General features: G+C 67.4%; 17 protein-coding genes. 8 read left to right on the forward strand and 9 right to left on the reverse strand.

From position 1 onward, the window contains the following. Positions 1-3 precede the first annotated feature (3 nt). The 3 genes from DI605_RS06315 to DI605_RS06325 are packed head-to-tail and all read right to left on the reverse strand — an operon-like array spanning position 4 to position 4141. Complete coding sequence (locus DI605_RS06315; RefSeq protein ID WP_293970727.1) at positions 4-1383, reverse strand: efflux transporter outer membrane subunit; 1380 nt, start codon at positions 1381-1383, stop codon at positions 4-6. Continuing rightward, the gene (locus tag DI605_RS06320) at positions 1380-2504 is read right to left on the reverse strand and encodes an HlyD family secretion protein (RefSeq protein ID WP_293970730.1); all 1125 of its coding nucleotides are present in this window, start codon (positions 2502-2504) and stop codon (positions 1380-1382) included. The genes DI605_RS06315 and DI605_RS06320 overlap by 4 nt, the downstream gene beginning before the upstream one ends. Further along, positions 2501-4141, reverse strand: a complete 1641-nt coding sequence (locus tag DI605_RS06325) for an MFS transporter (protein WP_293970733.1) — start codon at positions 4139-4141, stop codon at positions 2501-2503. The genes DI605_RS06320 and DI605_RS06325 overlap by 4 nt, the downstream gene beginning before the upstream one ends. A 261-nt stretch (positions 4142-4402) precedes the next feature. Between DI605_RS06325 and DI605_RS06330 the strand changes: the two genes are divergently transcribed. From DI605_RS06330 to DI605_RS06350, 5 genes are all read left to right on the forward strand, one after another. Continuing rightward, positions 4403-7126 carry a TonB-dependent receptor gene (locus tag DI605_RS06330; RefSeq protein ID WP_293970736.1) on the forward strand — a complete coding sequence of 908 codons (2724 nt, stop codon included), beginning with the start codon at positions 4403-4405 and terminating at the stop codon, positions 7124-7126. After that, positions 7126-8178: a phytase gene (locus tag DI605_RS06335; RefSeq protein WP_293970740.1), complete on the forward strand. Its 1053-nt coding sequence runs from the start codon at positions 7126-7128 to the stop codon at positions 8176-8178. Before DI605_RS06330 ends, DI605_RS06335 begins: the two co-directional genes overlap by 1 nt. A 114-nt stretch (positions 8179-8292) precedes the next feature. Then, positions 8293-9210, forward strand: coding sequence for a serine O-acetyltransferase EpsC (gene epsC / locus DI605_RS06340; protein ID WP_367120029.1), 918 nt, complete (start codon positions 8293-8295; stop codon positions 9208-9210). Positions 9211-9270: 60 nt separating this feature from the next. Further along, the gene (locus tag DI605_RS06345; protein ID WP_293970743.1) at positions 9271-9777 is read left to right on the forward strand and encodes a GNAT family N-acetyltransferase; all 507 of its coding nucleotides are present in this window, start codon (positions 9271-9273) and stop codon (positions 9775-9777) included. A 58-nt stretch (positions 9778-9835) separates the two neighbouring features. Then, positions 9836-10006, forward strand: a complete 171-nt coding sequence (locus DI605_RS06350; protein ID WP_293970746.1) for a hypothetical protein — start codon at positions 9836-9838, stop codon at positions 10004-10006. Positions 10007-10079: 73 nt separating this feature from the next. On the opposite strand, the gene DI605_RS06355 is transcribed toward DI605_RS06350, so the two are convergent. Genes DI605_RS06355 through DI605_RS06370 form a run of 4 tightly spaced genes read right to left on the reverse strand, consistent with a single transcriptional unit; the run spans position 10080 to position 16295 of the window. After that, positions 10080-11495 carry an efflux transporter outer membrane subunit gene (locus DI605_RS06355; protein WP_293970749.1) on the reverse strand — a complete coding sequence of 472 codons (1416 nt, stop codon included), beginning with the start codon at positions 11493-11495 and terminating at the stop codon, positions 10080-10082. Further along, positions 11495-14692, reverse strand: a complete 3198-nt coding sequence (locus DI605_RS06360) for an efflux RND transporter permease subunit (RefSeq protein WP_293970751.1) — start codon at positions 14690-14692, stop codon at positions 11495-11497. The genes DI605_RS06355 and DI605_RS06360 overlap by 1 nt, the downstream gene beginning before the upstream one ends. A 5-nt stretch (positions 14693-14697) precedes the next feature. Continuing rightward, positions 14698-15903 carry an efflux RND transporter periplasmic adaptor subunit gene (locus tag DI605_RS06365; RefSeq protein ID WP_293970754.1) on the reverse strand — a complete coding sequence of 402 codons (1206 nt, stop codon included), beginning with the start codon at positions 15901-15903 and terminating at the stop codon, positions 14698-14700. A 44-nt stretch (positions 15904-15947) separates the two neighbouring features. Next, a complete protein-coding gene (locus tag DI605_RS06370) occupies positions 15948-16295 on the reverse strand; it encodes a hypothetical protein (protein ID WP_293970757.1) in 348 nt (115 codons plus the stop codon). Between the two features lie 91 nt (positions 16296-16386). Here DI605_RS06370 and DI605_RS06375 point away from each other — a divergent pair, with 91 nt between their 5' ends. From DI605_RS06375 to DI605_RS06385, 3 genes are read left to right on the forward strand one after another with little or no spacing between them, the layout of a single operon-like run. Continuing rightward, positions 16387-17475: a hypothetical protein gene (locus DI605_RS06375; protein ID WP_293970760.1), complete on the forward strand. Its 1089-nt coding sequence runs from the start codon at positions 16387-16389 to the stop codon at positions 17473-17475. Positions 17476-17515: 40 nt separating this feature from the next. Continuing rightward, positions 17516-18958: an N-acetylmuramoyl-L-alanine amidase gene (locus tag DI605_RS06380; RefSeq protein WP_293970762.1), complete on the forward strand. Its 1443-nt coding sequence runs from the start codon at positions 17516-17518 to the stop codon at positions 18956-18958. 45 nt (positions 18959-19003) lie between these two features. Continuing rightward, positions 19004-20233: a cytochrome P450 gene (locus tag DI605_RS06385; RefSeq protein ID WP_293970765.1), complete on the forward strand. Its 1230-nt coding sequence runs from the start codon at positions 19004-19006 to the stop codon at positions 20231-20233. A 69-nt stretch (positions 20234-20302) separates the two neighbouring features. Here DI605_RS06385 and DI605_RS06390 read toward each other — a convergent pair whose 3' ends face one another. Continuing rightward, positions 20303-21151: a hypothetical protein gene (locus tag DI605_RS06390; RefSeq protein WP_293970768.1), complete on the reverse strand. Its 849-nt coding sequence runs from the start codon at positions 21149-21151 to the stop codon at positions 20303-20305. Positions 21152-21189: 38 nt separating this feature from the next. Next, positions 21190-21444: a hypothetical protein gene (locus tag DI605_RS06395; protein ID WP_293970771.1), complete on the reverse strand. Its 255-nt coding sequence runs from the start codon at positions 21442-21444 to the stop codon at positions 21190-21192. Between the last annotated feature and the right edge of the window lie 256 nt (positions 21445-21700).

Below are 21700 nucleotides of genomic sequence, written 5' to 3' on the forward strand. Positions count from 1 at the left end.
TCATCAACGGCTGGCCAGCCTTTCCGCCGACCAGCCCCCGCCCAGGCTCTGGCAGAGCGAGACATAGGCCGAGAGGCGATCGGCATGGGCCTGCACCAGCGCAAGCTCCGCGCCGAGCAGGCCGCGCTGGGCATCCAACTGATCCAGATAGGGCGAATAGCCGGCGCGATAGCGGTTCGTGGCGAGCCTGAGAGCGCCGGAAAGGGCATCGCGCTGGGCCACCACCACCTGCTCCTGCTCCGCCGTGCGGCGGACGGCGGCAAGCGCATCCTCCACATCGCGGAACGCGGCCAGCGCCGCGCGCTGATAGCCGAACGCGGCCTGATCGCGCCGCGCCGCCGCCGCATCGGCCTGCGCCCGCAGCCTCCCGCCCGCGAACAGGGGCGCGAGCACGCTTCCACCCAGCGAGAAGATACCGATCGGATCGGTGAGCAACGTGGAGGCGACATAGCCGCCCGACGCGGAAAGCTGCACCTGCGGCATGAAGGCCGCGCGCGCCGCATCCAGCGAATGATCGGCCGCGATCATCTGCTGTTCGGCCTGGGCGATATCGGGCCGCTGGCGCAGCAGCGCGGCGGGCAGGCTTTCGGGCGGCGGCGGCGGCGCGAGCCGATCGAGCGGGGCACCGCGCTCGATCGCGCGCGGGCTTTCGCCCAGCAGCAGGGACAGCGCATCCTCCTGCCGGCGGATCGCAAGCTCGGTGGTGGGGATCAGCTGCTCGGTGGCGCGGGCCTCCGCCTCCGACTGCCGCAATTCCAGATTGGTGGCATAGCCGGCCTCGGCCCGCCGGCGCGCGATGCGGAGCGAATCCGTGCGCGCTGCCAGCGTCTGGCGCAGCACCTCCAGCCGCGCATCCAGCGCCCGCAGCTGGATATAGCCGCTCACCGCGGAGGAGATGATCGCGAGGCGCACCGTTTCCCGCGCGGCCTCGCTCGCCAGCAGCGCGGCGCGCGCCGCCGCCGTGCCGCTCGCCAGCCGGCCGAACAGATCGACTTCATAGGCCGCCTGAAGCTGCGCCTGCCCGGCCGTCTGCTCCGCCGGCTGGCCGAAGGGATTGACGAAACGCTCGCGCTGCCCGCCAGCCCCCGCGCCGAGGCTGGGCAATTGCTGGGAGCGGACGATACCATATTGGGCGCGCGCCTCCGCCACGCGGCCCGCCGCGATCGCCAGATCGCTGTTGCCGGCGATCGCGCGCGCCACCATTGCATCCAGCGCCGGATCGCCGAACGCCTTCCACCATTCATCCCGGATCGCGGCCATGCCCGCCGCCCCCTCCCGCCAGGCCGGCGGCGGCGCGAGGCTTGCCGCCGGGGGGATGGCCGGGCGCGGCCCTGCGCAGGCCGCGAGCGCGACGAAGCCGGCGAGCGCCGCGCTTCTCCTCACTCCCTGTCACCCGTATCGATCCGCGTTTCCACCGACATTCCGGGCCGCAGCCGCTCCGCCCCGCGCTGGCCGGAATCGATGAAGATGCGGATGCCGATGCGCTGCGGCACCTTCACGAAATTGCCGGTCGCATTATCCGGCTTCAGCACCGCGAATTCCGATCCGGCGGCGGGCGAGATACGCTCGATCCTGCCCGTGAAGCGCGCGCCGCCCAGCGCATCCACCGTGAAGCTGGCGCGATCGCCGGTCATCATCCGCGCCGTCTGCGCTTCCTTGTAATTGGCGATCACCCAGCGCTCGCCCGGCACCAGCGACATGAGCTGGGTGCCCAGCGTGACATATTGGCCGAGCCGCACGCCGATCTCGCCCAGCTGCCCATCCTCCGGCGCGCGGATCACGCAATAGGAAAGGTTGATCTCGGCCAGCCGCAGCGCGGCGCGCGCGGCCTCCACCTGCGCCACGAGGCCGCCGCGCCCGACATCCACCGAGCGGACGTCCTGCCGGGCGATCTCGCTCGAGGCATTGGCCTGGCGCAGCTGCGCCTCGGCCGCGCGCAGCGCCGCGAGCGTCTGATCGCGCTCGCGGATCGAGATGGAGCCATCGCCGACGAGATCGCTCGCCCGCGCCATATCCGCCTGCGCGCGCCGGAGCTGCGCCTGCGCGCTGCCGATCCCGGCTTCCTGGCCCAGCAGCCCGGCGGCGCGCGCCGCGCGCGCCTGCGCATTGTTGGCGAGGGCCGCGATGCGTGCGTCCAGATCGGCACGCGCCTGCTCCACTCGCGCCCGATACAGCGAGTCATCGATCCGGGCGAGGATCTGCCCCTTCCGCACCTGCGCATAATCGCGCACCAGCACCTGGGCCACATAGCCGCTTACCTGCGGCGCGATCACGGTCGTCCGCCCGCGCACATAGGCATTGTCGGTCGTCTCGATGCGCCCCCGGAAGGGCGGCAGATCCCACGCGCGCAGAAGGACGAGAATCGCGACGATGCCGATCCCGACGATCGCGAGGGATACGATGCCGCGATGCCGGTGCGGATGCCATCCCGGCGGCGGCGCGGATGCGGGTGCCGGTGTCGGAGACGGTGTCGGGGGATTTTCGGTGGTGGTCGCGCCGGTCATGCCGCCGCTCCGGCCACGTCTGGCTTCGCGCGAAACCAGACGAAGAGCCCGGTGAGGGCGATATAGGCGGCTGTCGCCAGCGCGAGCGCGGTGACGAACCAGAAGACATCGTTATAGGCGAGGATCGTTGCCTCACGCGTGATCGCCTGGCCAAGCAGCCCGCCGCCCTGCGCGGCCTGCAATCCCGGATCGACGATCGTGCCGGACAGGCTCGCGGCACCGCCCTGGATGCGCTGCGCCACCTGCGGATCCATCGGCAGCACATGTTCGGACAGGGCCAGCGCGTGCGCGCGCGTGCGGATCACCTGGATGGTCCCCAGCAGCGCGGAACCCGCGAGGCCGCCGAGATTCTGCGTGGTCCCGAACAGCACGATGAAGCTCACGAGATGATCACCCCCCTGACGAAGAACCTGAAGAAAACCATAGAGAAGCGCCGGCCCTATGAAGAGCGTGGTGCCGAAGGCGATCAGCGACTGGCTGAGATACAGCTGCGGCGGCCGCGTGAGATTGGTGCCGCTGCTGTCCAGCCAGGAGCCGGCGGCGATGATGAGCGCCGCGACCATCACCTGAATCGGCAATCTCGTTTCCGTGACGGTCACGATCGCGGCGATCGTGCCCGCCACCATCGCCAGCGCGACGAGGCCGAACAGGAGATGCAGCTGATCGTTGTTCAACCCGCCCGACGTGAGCAGGCCGACCGCGCCATAGGTCTGCTCCGCAAGCGCCAGCCGCACCAGCAGGGCCACGATCGCGAAGCGCCGGATGCCGGAGCTTCCCAGCCAGCGCAGCCGGAGCAACGGCTCGCCGCGCAGATGCTCCATCAGCCCTGCCGCGCAGAACAGCAGCACGGCCACGGCCAGCGCCACCCCCAGCCAGGGCGTATCCGTCCACCAGAGCAGCCGCCCTTCGGACAGGACCGTGCAGAGCAGCAGCATCCCGACGAGCACGAGCGGATAGGTGACGAAATCCAGCGGCTGAAAGGCCTTGCTCCGCTCGCTCGGCGGGAGGGGCAGCGCCATCGCCGCCGCGAGAACGGCAAGCGCGATGCCGAGTTCGATCAGCGCGAGACCCTGTAGCCCCTCCGTCGTGAGCAGATCGACGGGCACCAGCCGCGCCAGCGCCGGGCCAAGCTGCGAGGCGCCGATCGCCAGGATCAGGCCCAGCGGCCTCGCCTTCAGCGGCATGGCCTGCATCCAGTTGTAGATGGAGAAGGTGAGCAATGCGGCCGCCGTCATCCCGCAGACCGCGCGGATCAGCATGGCCGAAAGCGGCCCCGGCATCATCAGTTCCACGAGCGCGGCCAGCGCATAGACGCAGAGCAGCCCCTGCGTGATGGCCGGAATGCCGAACTGCGCCCGCCCCCTCACCAGCATCAGGTTCGCACTGGCGTTGAACGCCACATAGATGGCCGGCAGCAGGCTGACCTCGAACGCATAGAGACCGATCGGGCCGCCGAGATTGGCGACGTTCACCGTCACCAGCCCGTTGCCGAACGTGGCCCCGATGCCGGCCAGCAGCGCGACCCCCGCATAGCCGACACGCCGCGAGAGCGGATGGCTCGGCGTGAAAGGAGAGCCGGGGAAAGCCGGCCGTTCATGCGGGGCGAAATGGTAGGATTCGTCGGCCTCGATAGTCATGCCGCGCCTGCCCCCAGGTGATTACGCAACGATCGACCAGAACCATCATCGCGCGTCGACGATATTGGTAACATCGTTTCGGAGCCATCGTCGAGATACAGGAAAGCCTTCGGCCCATATCCTTTCGGCCGGGCCGAAACGGCGAGCCGCGACAAAAGATTGCTGCGCAAAACCGCAACCGTCCCGTCTCCGATCTGTCATCCCGCACCGATAAGGGGACCCCGCCAGCCGGCCAGCCGGCAACCGGGGGAAACCAGCTTCATGACCTTTCTTTCGCGGCGCCCGCGTTTCGCGGCGCCCCTTCTTTCCACGTCGGCCCTGATCCTTCTCGCCGCATCGCCCGCGCGTGCCGCGGAGCCCGCCGCAGATGCCGGCGGCGAGGAAATCGTCGTCACCGGATCGCGCCCGATCGCGGAGGCGGAGGCCGCCGGCCTCGCCGCGCAGAAGGCTTCGGACTCGCTCGTCAGCATCGCGGCCGCCGATGGCGTGGGCCGCCTGCCCGACCAGAATATCGCCCAGGCCGCCGGCCGCCTTCCGGGCGTGGCCGTGCAGCGCGATCAGGGGCAGGCGCGCTACATCAGCCTGCGTGGCGCGCCGATCAACTGGACGACGCTTTCCATCGACGGCATCAATATCGTCAGCCCCGAAGGGCGCGACACGCGCTATGACAGCATTCCTTCGGCGATCGCCTCGCAGATCATCGTTCGCAAGGCGGTGACGCCCGACATGACGGGCGAGACGGTGGCGGGCAATATCGACATCAAGACGCGCAGCGCCTTCGATTATGACGGCTTCCACGTCGCCGGGAAGCTGGGCGGCGGCTATGTCGAGCTGGGCAAGCGCCAGGAATATGAAGGCCAGCTGGTGCTTTCCGACCGATTCAACACCGGCATCGGCGAAATCGGCGTGCTCGCCTCCGGATCCTATTACCGGCGCGACATGGTGACCGACAATTTCGAGACCGACTGGGAACAGGTGAGCCAGGATCGCCAGCCCGGCAATGCCGACCGCATCTGGGCGCGCGAGACCGAGAACAAGCTCTATCGCCTCACCCGCAAGAGCTATTCCTATTCGGGCCGGGTCGACTGGAAGCCGGACGGCGACAATCGCCTGTTCGCCGAATCCATCTTCACCGCCTTCACCGACGATGAGGCGCGCGACAATTACATCTTCGATCTGGACGATCGCCAGAGCGACGCGAACGTGCCCGCCTCGCCCGCCTGCACCGTTTCCAACATCACCAATCCCACCAACAGCGGCTATGCCGACGTGTGCATCGGCAACACGCCGACCAAGGGCACCGTCTACGGGATCGACATCAACCAGCGCGCGACTTTGCGCGCCTATCGCCAGACGATCTTCACCAACACGCTGGGCGGCGATCACAGCTTCGGCGACGGCTGGAAGCTGGCGTGGCGCGCCAATTACACGCGATCGAAGGATGATCGCTCGGTGGTGGGCGAGGCACGCTACGACAGCCCCTCGACGCGCACGCTGCGCCCGACCGTGACCTATGATCTCTCCGATCCGCAATATGGCCGCGTCCAGCTGTTCCGCACGCTTTCCAGCGGCGGCCGCTATTCGGCGGGCGCCGCCGTCACGAACATCGACGATTTCTCGCGCCCGCTCTCGTCGCTCACGTCGAGCAAGCTGATCGACATCACCAAGGCCTATACCGGCAAGTTCGATCTGAGCCGCGAAACGCACCTGTTCGGCGGCGACACCACGATCACGGTGGGCGGCCGTTTCGACCAGCGCACCAAGGTGGCCGACGAACGCCAGCTTTCGATCACGGGCGCGCAGGCGGCATCGGTGGGCATTCCCACCACCTTCCTGCCCGTCTCGCTCGACACGCCCTTCAAGGGCAAGATCCCGCTTGGCTACACGTTCCGCTATTTCGACAAGGCGGCGATGCGCCGCAACGTGGAGCTGGCGGATACGATCGCGGATTATCTGCCGCTCACCGCGAACAATTATGATGTGCGCGAGCAGGTCTTCGCCGGCTACGTGATGTCCACGACGCGCTTCGACTGGGGCAGCATCCTCGGCGGCGCGCGCATCGAGCATATCAGGAATATCGGCAAGGCCACCGTCGTCATCAACGGCGCGAACACGCCGATCGAGGTGAAGAACGATCTGACGCTCGTCTATCCGAGCCTCCACTTCAATTATAACGTGGACGATACGAAGAAGCTGCGGCTGTCGTTCAACACCGGCGCATCGCGCCCGGATTACGATCAGCTGCGCCCGAACTTCACCTACAATGACAGCGACATGACCATATCGGGCGGCAATCCGGAAGCGAAGCCGGAGCGCGCTTATGGCGGCGACGCCTATTTCGAATGGTATGTCCGCCCGCAGGGCTTCGTCAGCGTCGGCGTCTTCTACAAGCGCGTGGAAGACGTGCTGTTCGACGATACGCGCACCTTCGGCCTCAACGTGCTGAACAGCAGCACGGTCGATCGATCGCAATATATCCTCAGCACGATCACCAATGGCGGCAAGGGGTATCTCTACGGCGCCGAATTCGTCGTGCAGCAGCAGCTGGAGCCCTATACCGAGGCGCTGGGCCTGCCATCCTGGATGGGCGGCTTCGGCATTTCGGCCAACCTGACGCTCAACAAGAGCAGCGCCACCAAGCCGGACGGCACCAAGACGCGCCTGCCCGGCACGTCCAACTCGGTCTACAATATCGGCGGCTATTACGAGAAATACGGCTTCTCGATGCGCCTCAACTATCAGCGCCGCTCCGCGTGGCTGGATGCGATCGGCGCTGCGGCCGACGGTGGCGATCAATATTGGGCAGCGGATGACGAGATGGATTTCTCGATGCGCTATGCTGTCACGCCGCATTTCGAAGTCTATTTCGACGCCTCCAACCTGCTGAACCAGCCGGGCCGCCGCTATGTGCGCAGCTCCGATTATACGATCGAATGGGAGCGCTTCGGGCGCCGCTATACCGGCGGCGTGCGGGTGACCTTCTGATGCGGGCCGGGCTTTCGGCCGGCCTCGCGGCGCTGGCGCTGGCCGGCTGTGCGACGGCCGGCACCGGGCCGGCCGCCAGGACGGCGGCCGCAACGGTCGTGACGGTGCAGGCGCGCGGTGAAACCGCAGCCGTCGCCACCGCCAATGCCGATGCGGCCGACGATCCCGCAATCTGGCGCAATCCCGCCGATCCGGCCGCGAGCCTGATCGTGGCGACGGACAAGCAGGCGGGCCTCCACGTTTATGGGCTGGACGGCACTGATCGATCCTTCCTCGATGCTGGCCGCGTCAACAATGTCGACCTGCGCGACATGGGGGCTGCCGGCATCATCGTGGCGGCCAGCGACAGGGGCGATCCCCTGCATGCGAAGCTGGCCCTGTTCCGCCTCGATCCCGCCACCGCCACGCTCACGCCGCTCGCGCGGATCGATGTCGGCGCGGGCGAGGCCTATGGCGTCTGCCTCTATCGCGAGGGCGCTGTGCTCCACGCCTTCAACATCATCAAGGACGGCACGATCCGGCAGATCGAACTGTCGCTCGTCGGCGGCGCGGCGCAGGGCCGGATCGTGCGCGAAATGAAGCTCGGCACGCAATCCGAAGGCTGCGTCACGGACGAACGCACGCATCAGCTTTATGTGGCGGAAGAGGATGTCGGCATCTGGCGCTTCGATGCGCGCGCTGCGGGATCGACCGCGCCGATCCGCGTCGCGGCGGCGGACGGCGTGCATCTCGTGGCCGATGCGGAGGGGCTCGCCATCGCGGCCAGCGGCCCGCGCGACGGCGGCTATCTGGTGGTCTCCAGCCAGGGCGACAGTGCCTATGCGCTCTATCGTCTGAGCGACGATAGCTATGTCGGCCGCTTCCGCATCGTGGCGGGCAAGGTGGGCGGCACCGAGGAGACGGACGGGATCGAGATCGCGACCGGCGATTTCGGCCCCGGCTTTCCGGGCGGGCTGATGGTGGTGCAGGATGGGGTGAACCCGCCCCGCGCCCAGAATTTCAAGCTGCTCGCCTGGGGGGATGTCGCAAGGGCACTCCGCCTCCCCCGATAATTTCGGGGGCGGCGAACCCACCCGCGAACTATTCCTACTGATCTTATAGACTTTCTTTGTGGCCGATCCCGCGCCTCTCCCCTAGCCCCGGCACACCGAGGCAGGAGAGTAAGCGTGAATATCGAACATGGCCGGGGAGACAGCAGCTACTGGCGGCTGAATGAGGTGCTGGGCGGCCTGCGCACCGCGCGAGACCGCTGGCGCCAGGCGCATCCGCGCAATCGCGAGCATGGCTCCGCCACCTTCCCCTCGCGGCGCACGCTGGAGGAAGTGACGTCGATCCTGTGCGGCGTGCTTTTCCCGCTGCGGCTCGGCCCCAGCTATGTCCGCGCCGACAATGAGGAGGCGTGGGTGGCCGAGACGCTGGAGAACGGGCTCAGCCACCTTTACGGCCAGATCCGCCGGGAACTCGCTTATTCCTCCACCGGCGACACGGACGATGCGACCGATCTTCAGGCGACGCGCATCATCGGCGCCTTCGCGCACGATCTGCCGGCGATCCGCGCCGCGCTCGATTCGGATGTGGAGGCGACGATGGCGAACGATCCCGCCGCGCACAGCGTGGACGAGGTGCTGCTCTGCTATCCCAGCCTGATCGCGATCATCCATTATCGCATCGCCAGCCGCCTCCACCGGCTGGGCGCGCCGCTGGTGGCGCGGATCATCGGCGAGATCGCGCATTCGCTGACGGGCATCGACATCCATCCCGGCGCATCGATCGGCCGCCGGCTGTTCATCGATCACGGCACCGGCCTGGTGATCGGCGAGACCGCCGTGATCGGCAACAATGTGCGCCTTCACCAGTCCGTCACGCTGGGCGGGCCGGCCGGCCTGCTGGAGGAAGGGCGCGGCCGCCCGCGCCACCCCGTGATCGAGGATGACGTGATCGTCTATGCCGGGGCCACGCTGCTGGGCCGGATCACGATCGGGGCGGGATCGATCATCGGCGGCAATGTCTGGCTGACGGAGGACGTGCCTGCGGGCAGCCGGGTGGAGCAGGCCGCGTTCATCCGGACGACCGCCATCGCCTGACGCCCGCTATCGGCCGGCGCGCGGGCTGGCGCCGGCCCCGCCCGCCCGGTAAGCGGCGCCATGCTCATCCGCAAAGCCGGGGCGGCCGATGCGCCCGCCATCGCCGCGATCATCCTGCCCGTGATCCGGGATGGCACCACCTATGCGCTGGACCGCGACATGAGCGACGCCGACGCGCTCGCTTACTGGATGGCACCGGACAGGGAGACGTTCGTGGCCGAGGAGGACGGCCAGATCCTGGGCACCTACTATATCCGCCCCAATCAGGCCGGCGGCGGGCGCCATGTCTGCAATTGCGGCTATATGACGAGCGCGGCGGCGACGGGGCGGGGCATTGCCGGGCGCATGTGCGGCCATTCGATCGATCATGCGCGGGCGCGCGGATATCGGGCGATGCAGTTCAATTTCGTGGTGAGCACCAACGTGCGCGCGATCCGCCTGTGGCAGCGCATGGGATTCGCGGTTGTCGGCCGGCTTCCGGGCGCTTTCCGGCATCCCGATGCGGGCTTCGTCGATGCGCTGGTGATGTACCAGGCGCTGTCGCAGGAGCCGGACGGCAACGGATAACGATCTGTAAGTATCGGTTTTCATTGGCGATCGGGATGCTTCCCGCTAGTCGTTAAGCATGACCGGGGATCGATCATCATCGGCACGCGAGCGGACCGCGCTCCAGCTCAAGGCGATCACCAATGCATTGCGGACCGCCTATCCGGTGGAACCGACGCGGTCCTTCAACTCCGATATCGCGGATTTGCTGGCCGCGCTGGACCGGCCGGACGACCGTCGCAAGCGCTGATCCCTCGTGGAATGAAGCCCGCCCCGGATCGGCACGGGCGCGGGCGAATCGATGCGAATCGGGCCACCGGAAATCAGCGCGATGCGCCGCCGGCGCCTCCCTGCGCGCCTTCGCCATCCAGCATGCTGTCGCCGCCCAGCGCGCGATAGAGGGTCACGCGATTGCTCGCGCCGATCAGCTGCGTCGCCACGAGCGTGCGCTGCGCCGTATAGAGCGAGCGTTGCGCGACGAGCCGGGCGAGGAAGGTATCGATCCCGCCCCGATAGCGCGCGTCCGCCAGCGTGAAGCTGTCGGACGATGCCTGTTCGTTGCGCCGGTTCGCATCGAGCTGGGCATCGAACGTACCCTGCCGCGCCAGCGCGTCGGCCGTTTCGCGGAACGCCGTCTGGATCGTCTTCTCATAGGAGGCCAGCGCCGCATCCCGCTGCGCCTTCGAGCCGCGCAGATTGGCGACCCCCGCCCCCGCCCGGAAGATCGGATAGCTGGCCGAGGGCGCCGCCGAATAGGCCCAGGCGCCATCCTTGAAGAGGGTGGACAGGGCATTGCTGGCAAAACCGAACAGGCTGGTGAGCGTGATGCGCGGGAACAGCGCGGCGCGGGCGGCGCCGATTTCGGCATTGGCGGCGCGCAGCTCATATTCAGCCTGCACCACATCCGGGCGGCGCAGCAGGATCCCGCTGTCCAGCCCGGCCGGCAATGCCGTGATCGTGGGGAAGGCCGTCTCGATCGAGGGCGACAGCAAAGCCGGATCGATCGTGGTGCCGGCCAGCAATTCGATCGCGTTCACATCCTGCGCGAGCGCGGTGGTCAGCTGGGCGATATCCGCCTGCGCGCTCGCCAGTATCTGCTCGGCCTGGCGTAGATCGGTGCGCGGCGCGACCCCCGCCTTCAGACGCGCGGAGGTGAGATCCACCGTCCGCTGCGCGCTGGCGGCGGTATCCTCCGCGATCTTCCGCAGGCTGCGATCGGCGGCATAAGCGAGCCACGCATCCGCGATATCGCCCACCAGCGCGAGCCGCGTGGCGCGCGCCGCCGCTTCCGTGCCGAAATAGCGATTCAGCGCGGCATCGCTCAGCGAACGGAGGCGCCCGAACAGATCGATCTCGAACGATGTCGTCCCGATATTGGCCGAATAAGAGTTGCTGGATCCATCGTCCCCGCCGGTGCGGGTGTAGCGGCCGGTGGCGTCGAGCTGCGGAAAGAGCGCGGCGCGCTGCACGCGATACTGGGATCGGGCGATCTCGATATTGGCGGCCGCGACGCGCAGATCGCGATTATTGGCCAGCGCGATATCGATGATCTGCCGCAGCCGGGCATCGGTGAAGACATCGGTGTAGCGGATCGCGGGCAGCGCCGCCTCCGACTGGCGCAGATAGGCATCGCCCACCGGCCAGGAGGGGGGCACGGGTGCCGCCGGCCGCTCATATCGCGGCGCCATCGAACAGCCGGCCAGCGATGCCGCGGCGATCAGCAGGGCGAAGCGCCGCATCAGGCCGCCTCCCCTTCCTGATGGCCGGTGGGCCGGCCGCGCAGCTTCGCCAGCCCATCGCGCACGCCGCGCCGCACGAGAATGAAGAAGAGCGGAATATAGAAGATCGCCAGCAGCGTGGCCGTCAGCATGCCGCCGATCACGGCGGTGCCGATCGCGATGCGGCTGTTGGCGCCCGCGCCCGTGGAAATGGCGAGCGGCAGCACGCCGAGGATGAAGGCGAAGCTCGTCATCAGGATCGGTCGCAGGCGGATCCTGGCGGCGGAGAGAGCGGCATCGATCACGCGCTTGCCCTTCTTCTCCTCCTGCTCGGCGAATTCGATCATCAGGATCGCATTCTTGGCCGCCAGCCCCATCGTGGTGAGCAGGCCGATCTGCAGATAGACATCGTTGATGAGCCCCCGCAGCGTGACGGCGAGAATGGCGCCGACCAGCCCGAGCGGAATCACCAGCAGCACCGCCACCGGGATGCTCCAGCTTTCATAGAGGGCGGCCAGACACAGGAAGACCACCAGCAGCGACAGGCCGTACAGGATCGGCGCCTGCCCCGAGGAGAGGCGCTCCTGATAGGACAGGCCCGCCCAGGCGACCGACACGCCGGGTATTTCCGCCGCCAGCGCCGCGATCCGCTCCATCGCCGTGCCCGAAGCCACGCCCGCCGCGCCGGATCCCTGGATTTCATAGGAGGAGAGGCCATTGAAGCGCGAAAGCGTCGTCGGCGCCTGCGACCAGCCCACGCTGGCGAAGGAGCTGAATGGTGCCATCTGCCCGTTCGTGCCGCGCACGAACCACTGGCCGAGATCGGACGGCGCATGACGATACGGCGCATCGCCCTGCACATAGACGCGCTTCACGCGGCCGCGATCGATGAAATCGTTCACATAGACGCCACCCCACGCGACGGAGAGCGTGGAGTTCACCGCCGTCTGCGTGAGGCCCAGCGCCGCCAGCTTCTGCGGATCCGTATCCACCTTGAGCGTGGCGACATCCGGCAGCTCGGTGAGGCGGATCGCGGTGAGCTGCGGATCGGCGCGCGCCTCGGCCAGCAGCCGATCGCGCGCGGCGGCGAAATCGGCGGTGCTCAGGCTGCCCGAATTCTGCAACTCCATCGTGAAGCCGTTTGACTGGCCGAGGCCGCGAATGGCCGGCGGCACCAGCGAATAGACCTGCGCATCGCGAAAGCCCTGAAAGGCGGATGCCGCGCGCGCGACGATCGCATCGGCCGCATTCTGCTTGCCCTTGCGATCCTCCCACGGCGCGAGCGCCACGAAGCCCTGCCCGGTATTCTGGCCGCTCGCACCGCCGCCGCCGCCGCCGCTGACGGTGAACATCGTGTGGAGATTCTTGCCGTCCGTCTTGTAGTAATAATCCTCGATCTGCTTCTGCAGCGCGAAGGTGCGCCCCTGCGTGGCGCCGGCCGGCAGCTGGAACTGGATGCTGGTGATGCCCTGATCCTCGGTGGGCAGGAAACCGGTCGGCAGCCGCAGGAAGAGGATGGCGAGCAGCGCCACCGTGATGGCGTAGATCAGCAGGAACAGCCACTTGCGATCGACCACCGCCTTCACCGATCGCGTATAGCGCTCCACGCCCTTGTCGAAGACTTCGTTGAAGCGCTGGCCCGCGCGGGTGAGCCCGTTGACGACGGCGGGGAAATGACGCGCCCCCCAGCTATCCGGCGCCTCGCCATGCGCCTTCTTCTGCTTGAGCAGCGAGGTCGTGAGCGCCGGGCTCAGGATCAGCGCCACCAGCACCGAGAGGATCATCGCCGAAACCATCGTCAGCGAGAACTGGCGATAGATGACGCCCGTGGATCCGCCGAAGAACGCCATGGGCAGGAACACGGCCGAAAGCACCAGCGCGATCGCGACGAGCGCCACGCTGATCTCGTTCATCGATTCGATCGTCGCCTCGCGCGGCGACATGCCGGGATTTTCCTCCATGAGGCGCTCGACATTCTCGACCACGACGATCGCGTCGTCGACGAGAAGGCCGATCGCCAGCACGAGGCCGAAAAGAGTGAGCGTGTTGATCGAAAAGCCGGCCAGATAGAAGACGCCGAACGTGCCGAGCAGCACCACCGGCACGGCGATCGCCGGGATCAGGGTCGCGCGCCAGCTCTGCAGGAATACGAACATCACGATCACGACCAGCACGATCGCCTCGAACAGGGTCTTCACCACTTCGTCGATCGAAAGCTTGATGAAGTTGGTCGTATCCTGCGCGTAGGAGAATTTCAGGCCGGGCGGGAAATTCCTGGCGGCCTTCTCCACCTCAGCCTTCACCAGTTCGGCCGTGGAGAGCGCGTCCGCGCCCGGCGCCATCAGCACGGCGATGCCGGCGCCGGGATGACGGTTCACGCGGCTGCGGGGATTGTAATTTTCGGCGCCCAGCTCGATCCGCGCCACGTCCTTCAGCTTGACGGTCGATCCGTCCTGAAGCGTCTTCAGCACGATGTTCGCGAACTGCTCGGGCGTCTGAAGCCGGGTCTGCGCCGTCACGATCGCGTTCAGCATCTGCGTGTCGGGCTGCGGCTGGCCGCCGATCTCGCCCGCCGCCACTTCCGCATTCTGGTTCTGGATCGCGGCAGTGATGTCGCTCGGGATCAGCTGGACGGCGGCGAGCTTGGTGGGATTCAGCCAGATGCGCATCGCATATTGCGCGCCGAACACGTTGGTATCGCCAACGCCGGGCGTGCGGCCGAGCTGATCCTGCAGGTTCGAGACGAGATAGTCGGAAACGTCCCGATTGCTCATCTTGTCCGTCTCGTCATAGACGCCGACGAGCAGCAGGAAATCCGGATTGGACTTGCGGACGACCAGGCCCTGCTGCTGCACCTGGGCGGGCAGGCGGCTGAGCGCCTGCTGCACCTGATTCTGCACCTGCACCTGCGCGATATCGGGATCGGTGCCCTTCTCGAACGTCACCGTGATCGTGACGGAGCCGCGCGAACTGGACGAGGAGCTGAAATAGATCAGCCCGTCAATTCCGGTCAGCTGCTGCTCGATGACCTGCGTGACGCTGTTCTGGATCGTCTGGGCGTTGGCGCCCGGATAGGTGGCGCGCACCGAAACCTGTGGGGGCGCCACATCCGGATACTGGGCGATCGGCAGACCGAAGATCGCGCCGATGCCGCCCAGCATCACGATAATGGCCAGCACCCATGCGAAGATGGGCCGATCGATGAAGATGCGGGACATGCGCCTTAGTCAGCCTTGCTCTGGCCGGCCTGCCCCGCCTTGTCCTTCGAAGGCGCCTCGATGCGCTGCGCCGTATCCTCCGGCACGGCCTTCACCACCTGATCGGCCTTGATCTTGGAAATGCCCTGCGTGACGATCCGATCGCCCACCGCGAGCCCCTCCGTAACCACCCAAGAGGCGCCCTGCGTGCGATCGGCGCGCACCGTCTTCTGGATGATCTTGTTCGCCTGATCGACGACGAAGAGCGTCGCATTGCCCTTCGGATCACGGGTGATCGCCGCCTGCGGCACCAGGAAGGCGCGGCTATTGATCGCCTCCGCGAAGCGCCCTCGCACGAACATGCCGGGAAGCAGCAGGCCATCGGGATTGGGGAAGCGGGCCCGCAGCGTGACCGTTCCCGTCTGCTGGTTCACGATCGCCTCGGAAAATTCCACGCTGCCGGTGCGGCCATAGGGCTCGCCATCCTCCAGCGTCAGCTCGACGGCCGCGCGCGCCGCGACGATGCCGCCACGGCCGAGCGCGCGGCGCAGGGCCAGCATGTCCGCCGCCGACTGCTGGATATCGACGAACATCGGATCCAGCCGCTGGATCTGCGCCAGCGGATCGGCCTGGCTCGCCGAGACGAGCGCGCCGACGGTGAAGAGCGAACGGCCGATGCGGCCCGTGATCGGCGCCGGAACGGTGGTGAAGCCCAGATTCACGCGCGCCGTCTCCAGCGCGGCGCTGGTCTGCGCCACGGATGCGGCCGCCTGCCGCGCCGAGGCCAGCGCATTGGTATAATCCTGCCGCGAGATCGCTTCGATATCGGCCAGCGGCTTGTAGCGTTCGGCCAGCGTGCGCGTGGCCTCTGCATTGGCCCTGGCGCTTTGCAGGTTCGCCTCGGCCTGATTGGCGGCGGCGCGATAGAGGCGCGGATCAATCTCGTAGAGGGTCTGCCCGCGCTGGACGAGCGTGCCTTCGGTAAACAGGCGGCGGCGGATCACCCCCGTCACCTGCGGGCGAACATCCGAACTTTCGAAGGCGGTGGTCCGGCCGGCCAGTTCGGTGACCATTTCCACGCTGGTGGGCTTCGCGACGACGAAGCCCACCGTGGGCGTGCCCTGCGTGCGCGCGCCTCCGGAGCCCGACTGACCACCCTCCTTGCCGGCGGAACAGGCCGCCAGACAGACCAGTGCCAACAATGGCGCGCAACGCAGCATCGGCCGCAACATCCCCCCAATCATGTACAAATTGCCTCACGATCGTGAGGAGCGCCCTACCCGTTCCGTATGTGCCGGCGCTTACTGAACGGGAACTGTATCGCGACCGATAATCGCTTGATTTCCGAACATTTCAATCCTGCAAAAATTCCTTGCCGCACGCCCTCGGCCGCTTTTGCCCCCCTCCCCTCAGGGCCACGATGATGGCAAGACTGGCGCGGATCGATCCCGTGGATTAGCATGTCATCGGCCATGCCGCAGCCGAAGGGCGCAAGAATCGCGGCGATGATCGAGGGGAGATCGTCCGACGACGCCATGTGATCGGCATTTTCCGGAAAGTCGACGGCGCGGATATTCCCGTTTTCGTCGGGCCTGATTTTTTGCCGTTCCACATCAACCGGCACCGGGATCGATCCGTATCTGGGTGAGGATTCAGTCTCGCGGTTCGGCGCAGGACAGGCCGAACATCGGGCAGCTTGGGGAGGGGCAGCCACCATGACATTTTCCGTCGCCGATCTGACCCGTGACGAGCCGGACGCGGCGGGCGTCGTCGTAATGCAGATCTATATCAAGATTGATCGTCTCTATGCTGTCTATCGCACGGAGGAACGGATCGTCATCCAGTTTGCCGACGATCAGGGGCGCGGCGCCGATCAGCGCAAGAGCCTGAGCGAACTCTATGTGACGAGGGGCGCGGTCGACAGCCTGCTCGATGAGGTGCGCGACACCACCGATCCGAACCGGCTGAAGCGCGCGCGGCGCTACGAGCGGAGGCTGGCGGACGCGCTGACGCTGGGCCTTCAGGGCCAGAGCAACCAGGCTGCGACCGAACTGGAAAGCCTGAAACAGGATCTGCTGGAAGAGCGTAAATCCAATTCGCGCCAGACCTATCTGGTCGCCTCGATGGGCGTGGCGGCCGCGCTCGTCCTCCTGATCGCGATACTGAGTTCGCCCAAACTCGGCATCGGGCTGGGCGGCGAGCATCGCGCCGCGGTGGAAAGCATGTGGTTCGCCGCCGCGATCGGCACGGTCGGGGCCTTCTTCTCGGTCGCGCTGGCCGTTCGCAACCGGGAGATAGAGCCGAGCATCTCGATCCGCGATACCGTGATCGACGCGGGGCTGCGCCTGTTCGTGGGCGCCGTTTCCGGCACCCTGCTCTACGCGCTCGTCAAGGTCCGCGCCGTGGGCCTGCTGATCGGCAATGCGAACATCACCGGGACGGACAGTTTCTCCAGCAGCGGACCGGACTGGCTGCTGCTGCTGCTCGTCGCCTTCGTCGCCGGCTTCCTCGAACGGATGGTGCCGGACATGCTGGCCAAGGCCACGCCCGGCGAGGCCGGCGAGGCCAGGCCGCAGCTTTCGTCGCGCTCGATGGCGGAGGATGCCGCGTCGAACGAGCGCAACCCTCTCGGCCAGCCCATCGCCGCCGCTCCGCCCCCGGCCGAGGAGCGGGAGCCAACAGACGATGCGGATCAGAGCGCCGACGATTGCTGCGATCACCCCGCCTCGCCGGATCAGCTGACGCAGGATGTGGAGCTGCCCGAGGCGCTCGGCGGCGTCGAAGACGCGCCGGTCAAGCCATGAGCGGCGCGGGGAAACGGGGATCGGATCGGGGGAGAGCAGGATGAGCAATCGTCTTTCCTGGCTGCCGGCCGTGCTGCGCGGGGCCGGCCTGAAGGTGGCGGAGCAGCCGGGCTGGCTGGAGCGCGGGGCCGACATGGGAGAGGTGCGCGGCGTGATCTGCCACCATACGGGCACGCCCGCCGACGGCATCATGCCAACTCTCCGGATGCTGTCCGATGGCGTGGTGCAGGCTGGCGGCAACCATCTGCCAGGGCCGCTTTCCCAACTGGGGTTGGGGCGCGACGGCACCTTCTTCGTCATCGCGGCGGGCCGCGCCAATCATGCCGGCGGCGGCAGCTGGCGGGGCCTCACCACCGGCAATTCCAGCTTCATCGGCATCGAGGCGGAAAATCGCGGCACGCCGGCCGATCCCTGGCCGCAGGTGCAGCTGGACGCCTATCGCCGGGGCGTCGCCGCGATCCTCAGACATATCGGATCCAGCGCCGATTATTGCGCCGCCCATCGCGAATGGGCGCTGCCGAAAGGCCGCAAGGCCGATCCGCACACGATCGACATGGACGATTTCCGGCGCCAGATCGCCGCCCTGATGGCGGGCACGGGCGTCATCACCAATCCGGTGATCCCCGCCGCCGATGCCGCCGGCCGCCCCACGCTGCGCCGGGGCGCGCGCGGCGAGGCGGTGAAGATCGTGCAGGTGGCCGTGGGCGTGGATCCGGACGGCATCTTCGGCCCCGGCACCGAGGCGAAGGTGCGCGAATTCCAGCGCGCGCATCAGCTGGTGCCGGATGGCATCGTCGGCCCCAAAAGCTGGGCGCTGTTTCCGGGCGCCTCGGAAGTGCGGCCGGTTGCGCCGCCCTCCCCTGCCCCCGTGGCACCGGCGCCAGTCGCCCCGGTCGCTCCGGCACCGGCCGCCCCGGTTTCGATCCCGGCCGCCGTACCCGCGCCATCCGCGCCGGTCGCGCGCCTCGCCTGGGGCGGGAAGGTAAGCCCCGCCTTCCGCGCCCGCGTGGCGGACATATGCGGCGAGCTTGGCGTGGTACCGGATCATCTGATGGCCTGCATGGCCTTCGAGACGGGGGCGACCTTCTCGCCCTCGATCGAGAATGCGGCGGGCTCCCACGCGATCGGCCTGATCCAGTTCATGCCGACAACGGCGGCGGCGCTGGGCACGACCACCACGGCGCTGGCGGCGATGAACGCGGAGGACCAGTTGCTGTTCGTGCGCAAATATTTCCTGCCGCAGAAGGGCAGGCTCCACAATCTGGGCGACGTGTACATGGCGATCCTGTGGCCCGCCGCGATCGGCAAGCCGGAGGATCACGCCCTGTTCGTGGAAGGCCAGGCGCCGGTGCGGCGCTATCTCCAGAATCGGGGTCTAGACGTGGACAAGGACGGCACGGTCACGCGCGCGGAGGCCGGCGCCAAGGTGGCGCGGATGCTGGAAAAGGGGCTGGAGACGGGGAATGTATTCGATGCGGCATGAAGCCGGGCGGGGCGCCCGCAGGGCTCGATCGGGACCGGCGCGGCCGTGAGCGTCCTTTCCTCGACCGAGGTGCTGCGCAAGCGATCCGGCCTCGCATCCGCGCTGATGAGCCTGCTGCTGAAGATCGCGCCCGCCGGCTTCGCCCTGCTGCGCCGCCACTGGCCCATCCCCCATCTCGGCAGGCTCTATGCCGCCACCCGCTATGACGATGTGGTCGAGGTCTTCGCCGACGATCGCAAGTTCGGCATCCCCTACAAGCCCAAGCTCGATCTGCTGATGGGTGGCCAGCCTTTCATCCTCGGCATGGCGGACGGGCAGGATTATCGCACCGCGATCGCCGCTCTGCGCAGCGTGATGCGGGCAGACGATCTGCCTGCCCTCGCCGCGCGGGTGGAGCGGCAGGCGGCGGACATCGTCGACGCCTCCGGCGGACGGATCGAGGTGGTCGACACGCTCGTACGCCGCATCTCCTTCGACGTGATCGCCGATTATCTCGGCATATCCCCGCCCGCCGGGGGCGATCTGCGCGTATGGGGCACGCGCCTGTTCGAATATCAGTTCGTCGCCGGCGATGCGCCGCTGGTGGCGGAGGTGGAGGAGATCGCGCCCGCGCTGCGCGCTCACATCCAGGCCGATATCGAGCGGCGGCGCGCCGCGCCGGACGCGCGGGACGATGTGCTCGCGCGCTGCCTGGCGCGGCAGGCGGCCGGCGATCCCTGGTTCGACGATGCCAATATCCGCACGGCGCTGACCGGCATGATCGTGGGCGGCCCGCCCCAGCCGCCGATGGTGGTGCCGCAGGGGCTGGAACAATTGCTCCGCCGCCCGGACATGCTCGCCCTCGCCGGGCGGGCGGCCGCCGCGAACGACGATGATCGCCTGTACCGGTATCTGTTGGAAGCGATGCGCTTCGATCCGCTGGGGCCGGCCCTGCCCCGCATCGCGCTGGAGGATTGCACCCTCGCGACAGGCACGCCGCGCCAGCAGAGGATTCCCGCGGGGGCGACCGTCTTCGCCTGCTTCCAGTCCGCCATGATGGATCCGCGCCGGCTGACGGATCCCGGCCGCTTCGATCCCGATCGGCCGCCCGGCGACTATATCCATTTCGGCCATGGCATACACGAATGCTTCGGCCGCCATATCAATCGCGCGACGCTGCACAGGATGATCAAGCCGCTCCTCGCCCGGCCCGGCCTGCGCCGCGCGCGCGGCAAGGCGGGCCATCTGCGCAAGAGCGGCGCCTTCGCCCAATCGCTGACGGTGGAGTTCGGCTGAGCGGAAGGAACGGGCTGAAGCCGGCAGGCGCCGCGTTCAAAAAGGGGTTTCGCGCCCCCGCCGTTCCTGTCAGTGCCCGTCGCTGGACCAGTGGGGCGGATCGCTCAGCAGCTTCACCACGCCATAGCTCGCGCCCACGGCATGGAGCGCCGGATTGGATCCGTCGCGCGGCGCGGCGATCGAAACGGTCCGCCCGCGCGCATCCCGGATCGCCAGCGTGCCGCGCCACGCGATCGTCATGTCCACCGCCTTGCCATCGATGTGGCGGGATTTGAGCGCGGCGGGAAAGGCGATGTTGAAGCAGATCATCATTTCCTGCGCGCCCTGGCGCGTCGCGGCATCGTTACCATGATCCCAGATGATGTCGCACTCGTCATTCTTGGTGACGGTCTTCACCGCCGCCGCATTCTTGGCGATCAGGCAGCAGAAGTGCATCAGCCATGCGCGCGTCCTGTTCCGCCGCGTGGCATTCACCTGCACGGACGCGCCCGCCGCGCGCAGCGCATCGACAAAAGCCGTCGCCCGCGCGCGGAAATCAGGCTCCAGATCGATCAGGTTCGCGCTGTTCGGATAGCGCGCCTGATTGGACGTCCACCATGCCTTGCCCGAAAGCCGATCGGCGGTGGAGGCGGCGGGCACCGTCACGCGCGTGGAAGGGCGCGGGCTCGACGTCAGCGCCACAAGCTTGTTCCAGCTGCGGCCACCCGGATCGATCTTGCCATCCGGCTTCAGCAAATTCACGAGCCGGAACTGGAAGTTCCTGATCGTCTCGATCGTGGATGGCGTGCAATTCCCGTTCACGGGCAGCGGGGCGCTTCCCAGTAGATCACCGATCTGGTTGAGCATCGTCTGGACGATCGTCACGTCAGCGGGATCATTGCGCCCGCTTTCGCCCACGGATTGACCAATCTCCCCCATCATCTTCCTCCCCCGAGTCCGGATCATGCTAGCATGATTCACTCGATCCCATCTTCATATCCGCGCAGACGATCCATCGCCGCCCTGTTCCCCGCATATCGACGCCTGAGATCGGTCAGTCTTCGATCCGTGCCGGTGCAGTAACGCTGCGTCGCCTCGACGAGGAATTCGGCGCGCTTCCCGTCATAAGGTTCCTCGCCACGGAAATGATCGCAGGCATCCCGATCCGCAACGAAAGCGGCGACGTCCGCCGGCAGGATATCCTTCGCGGCCGGCCTCGTTGCGGGAACCACGGCAGTCGCGCGCGAGGCAGGCTTTGAAGAGGAAGGGGCCGTGTCCGGCGATTTGCGGGAACAGCCCGCGCCCGCCAAAATCATCGGCCCGACGATCCATATCAGGCAGCAATATCGGCCGAGTCTCATGGATGCCGGATTAGGAGCATGTCTGGCGCATCGCCAGTCACACCGCCCCATATCGACAGCAATCGGCAGAAAAAAGCCGGATTTTGTCTGCACATAGCGACCAATCAGAGCGCCATGATTGACAGGG

Source organism: Sphingomonas sp., from assembly GCF_003248515.1.
GTDB lineage: Bacteria > Pseudomonadota > Alphaproteobacteria > Sphingomonadales > Sphingomonadaceae > Sphingomonas_I.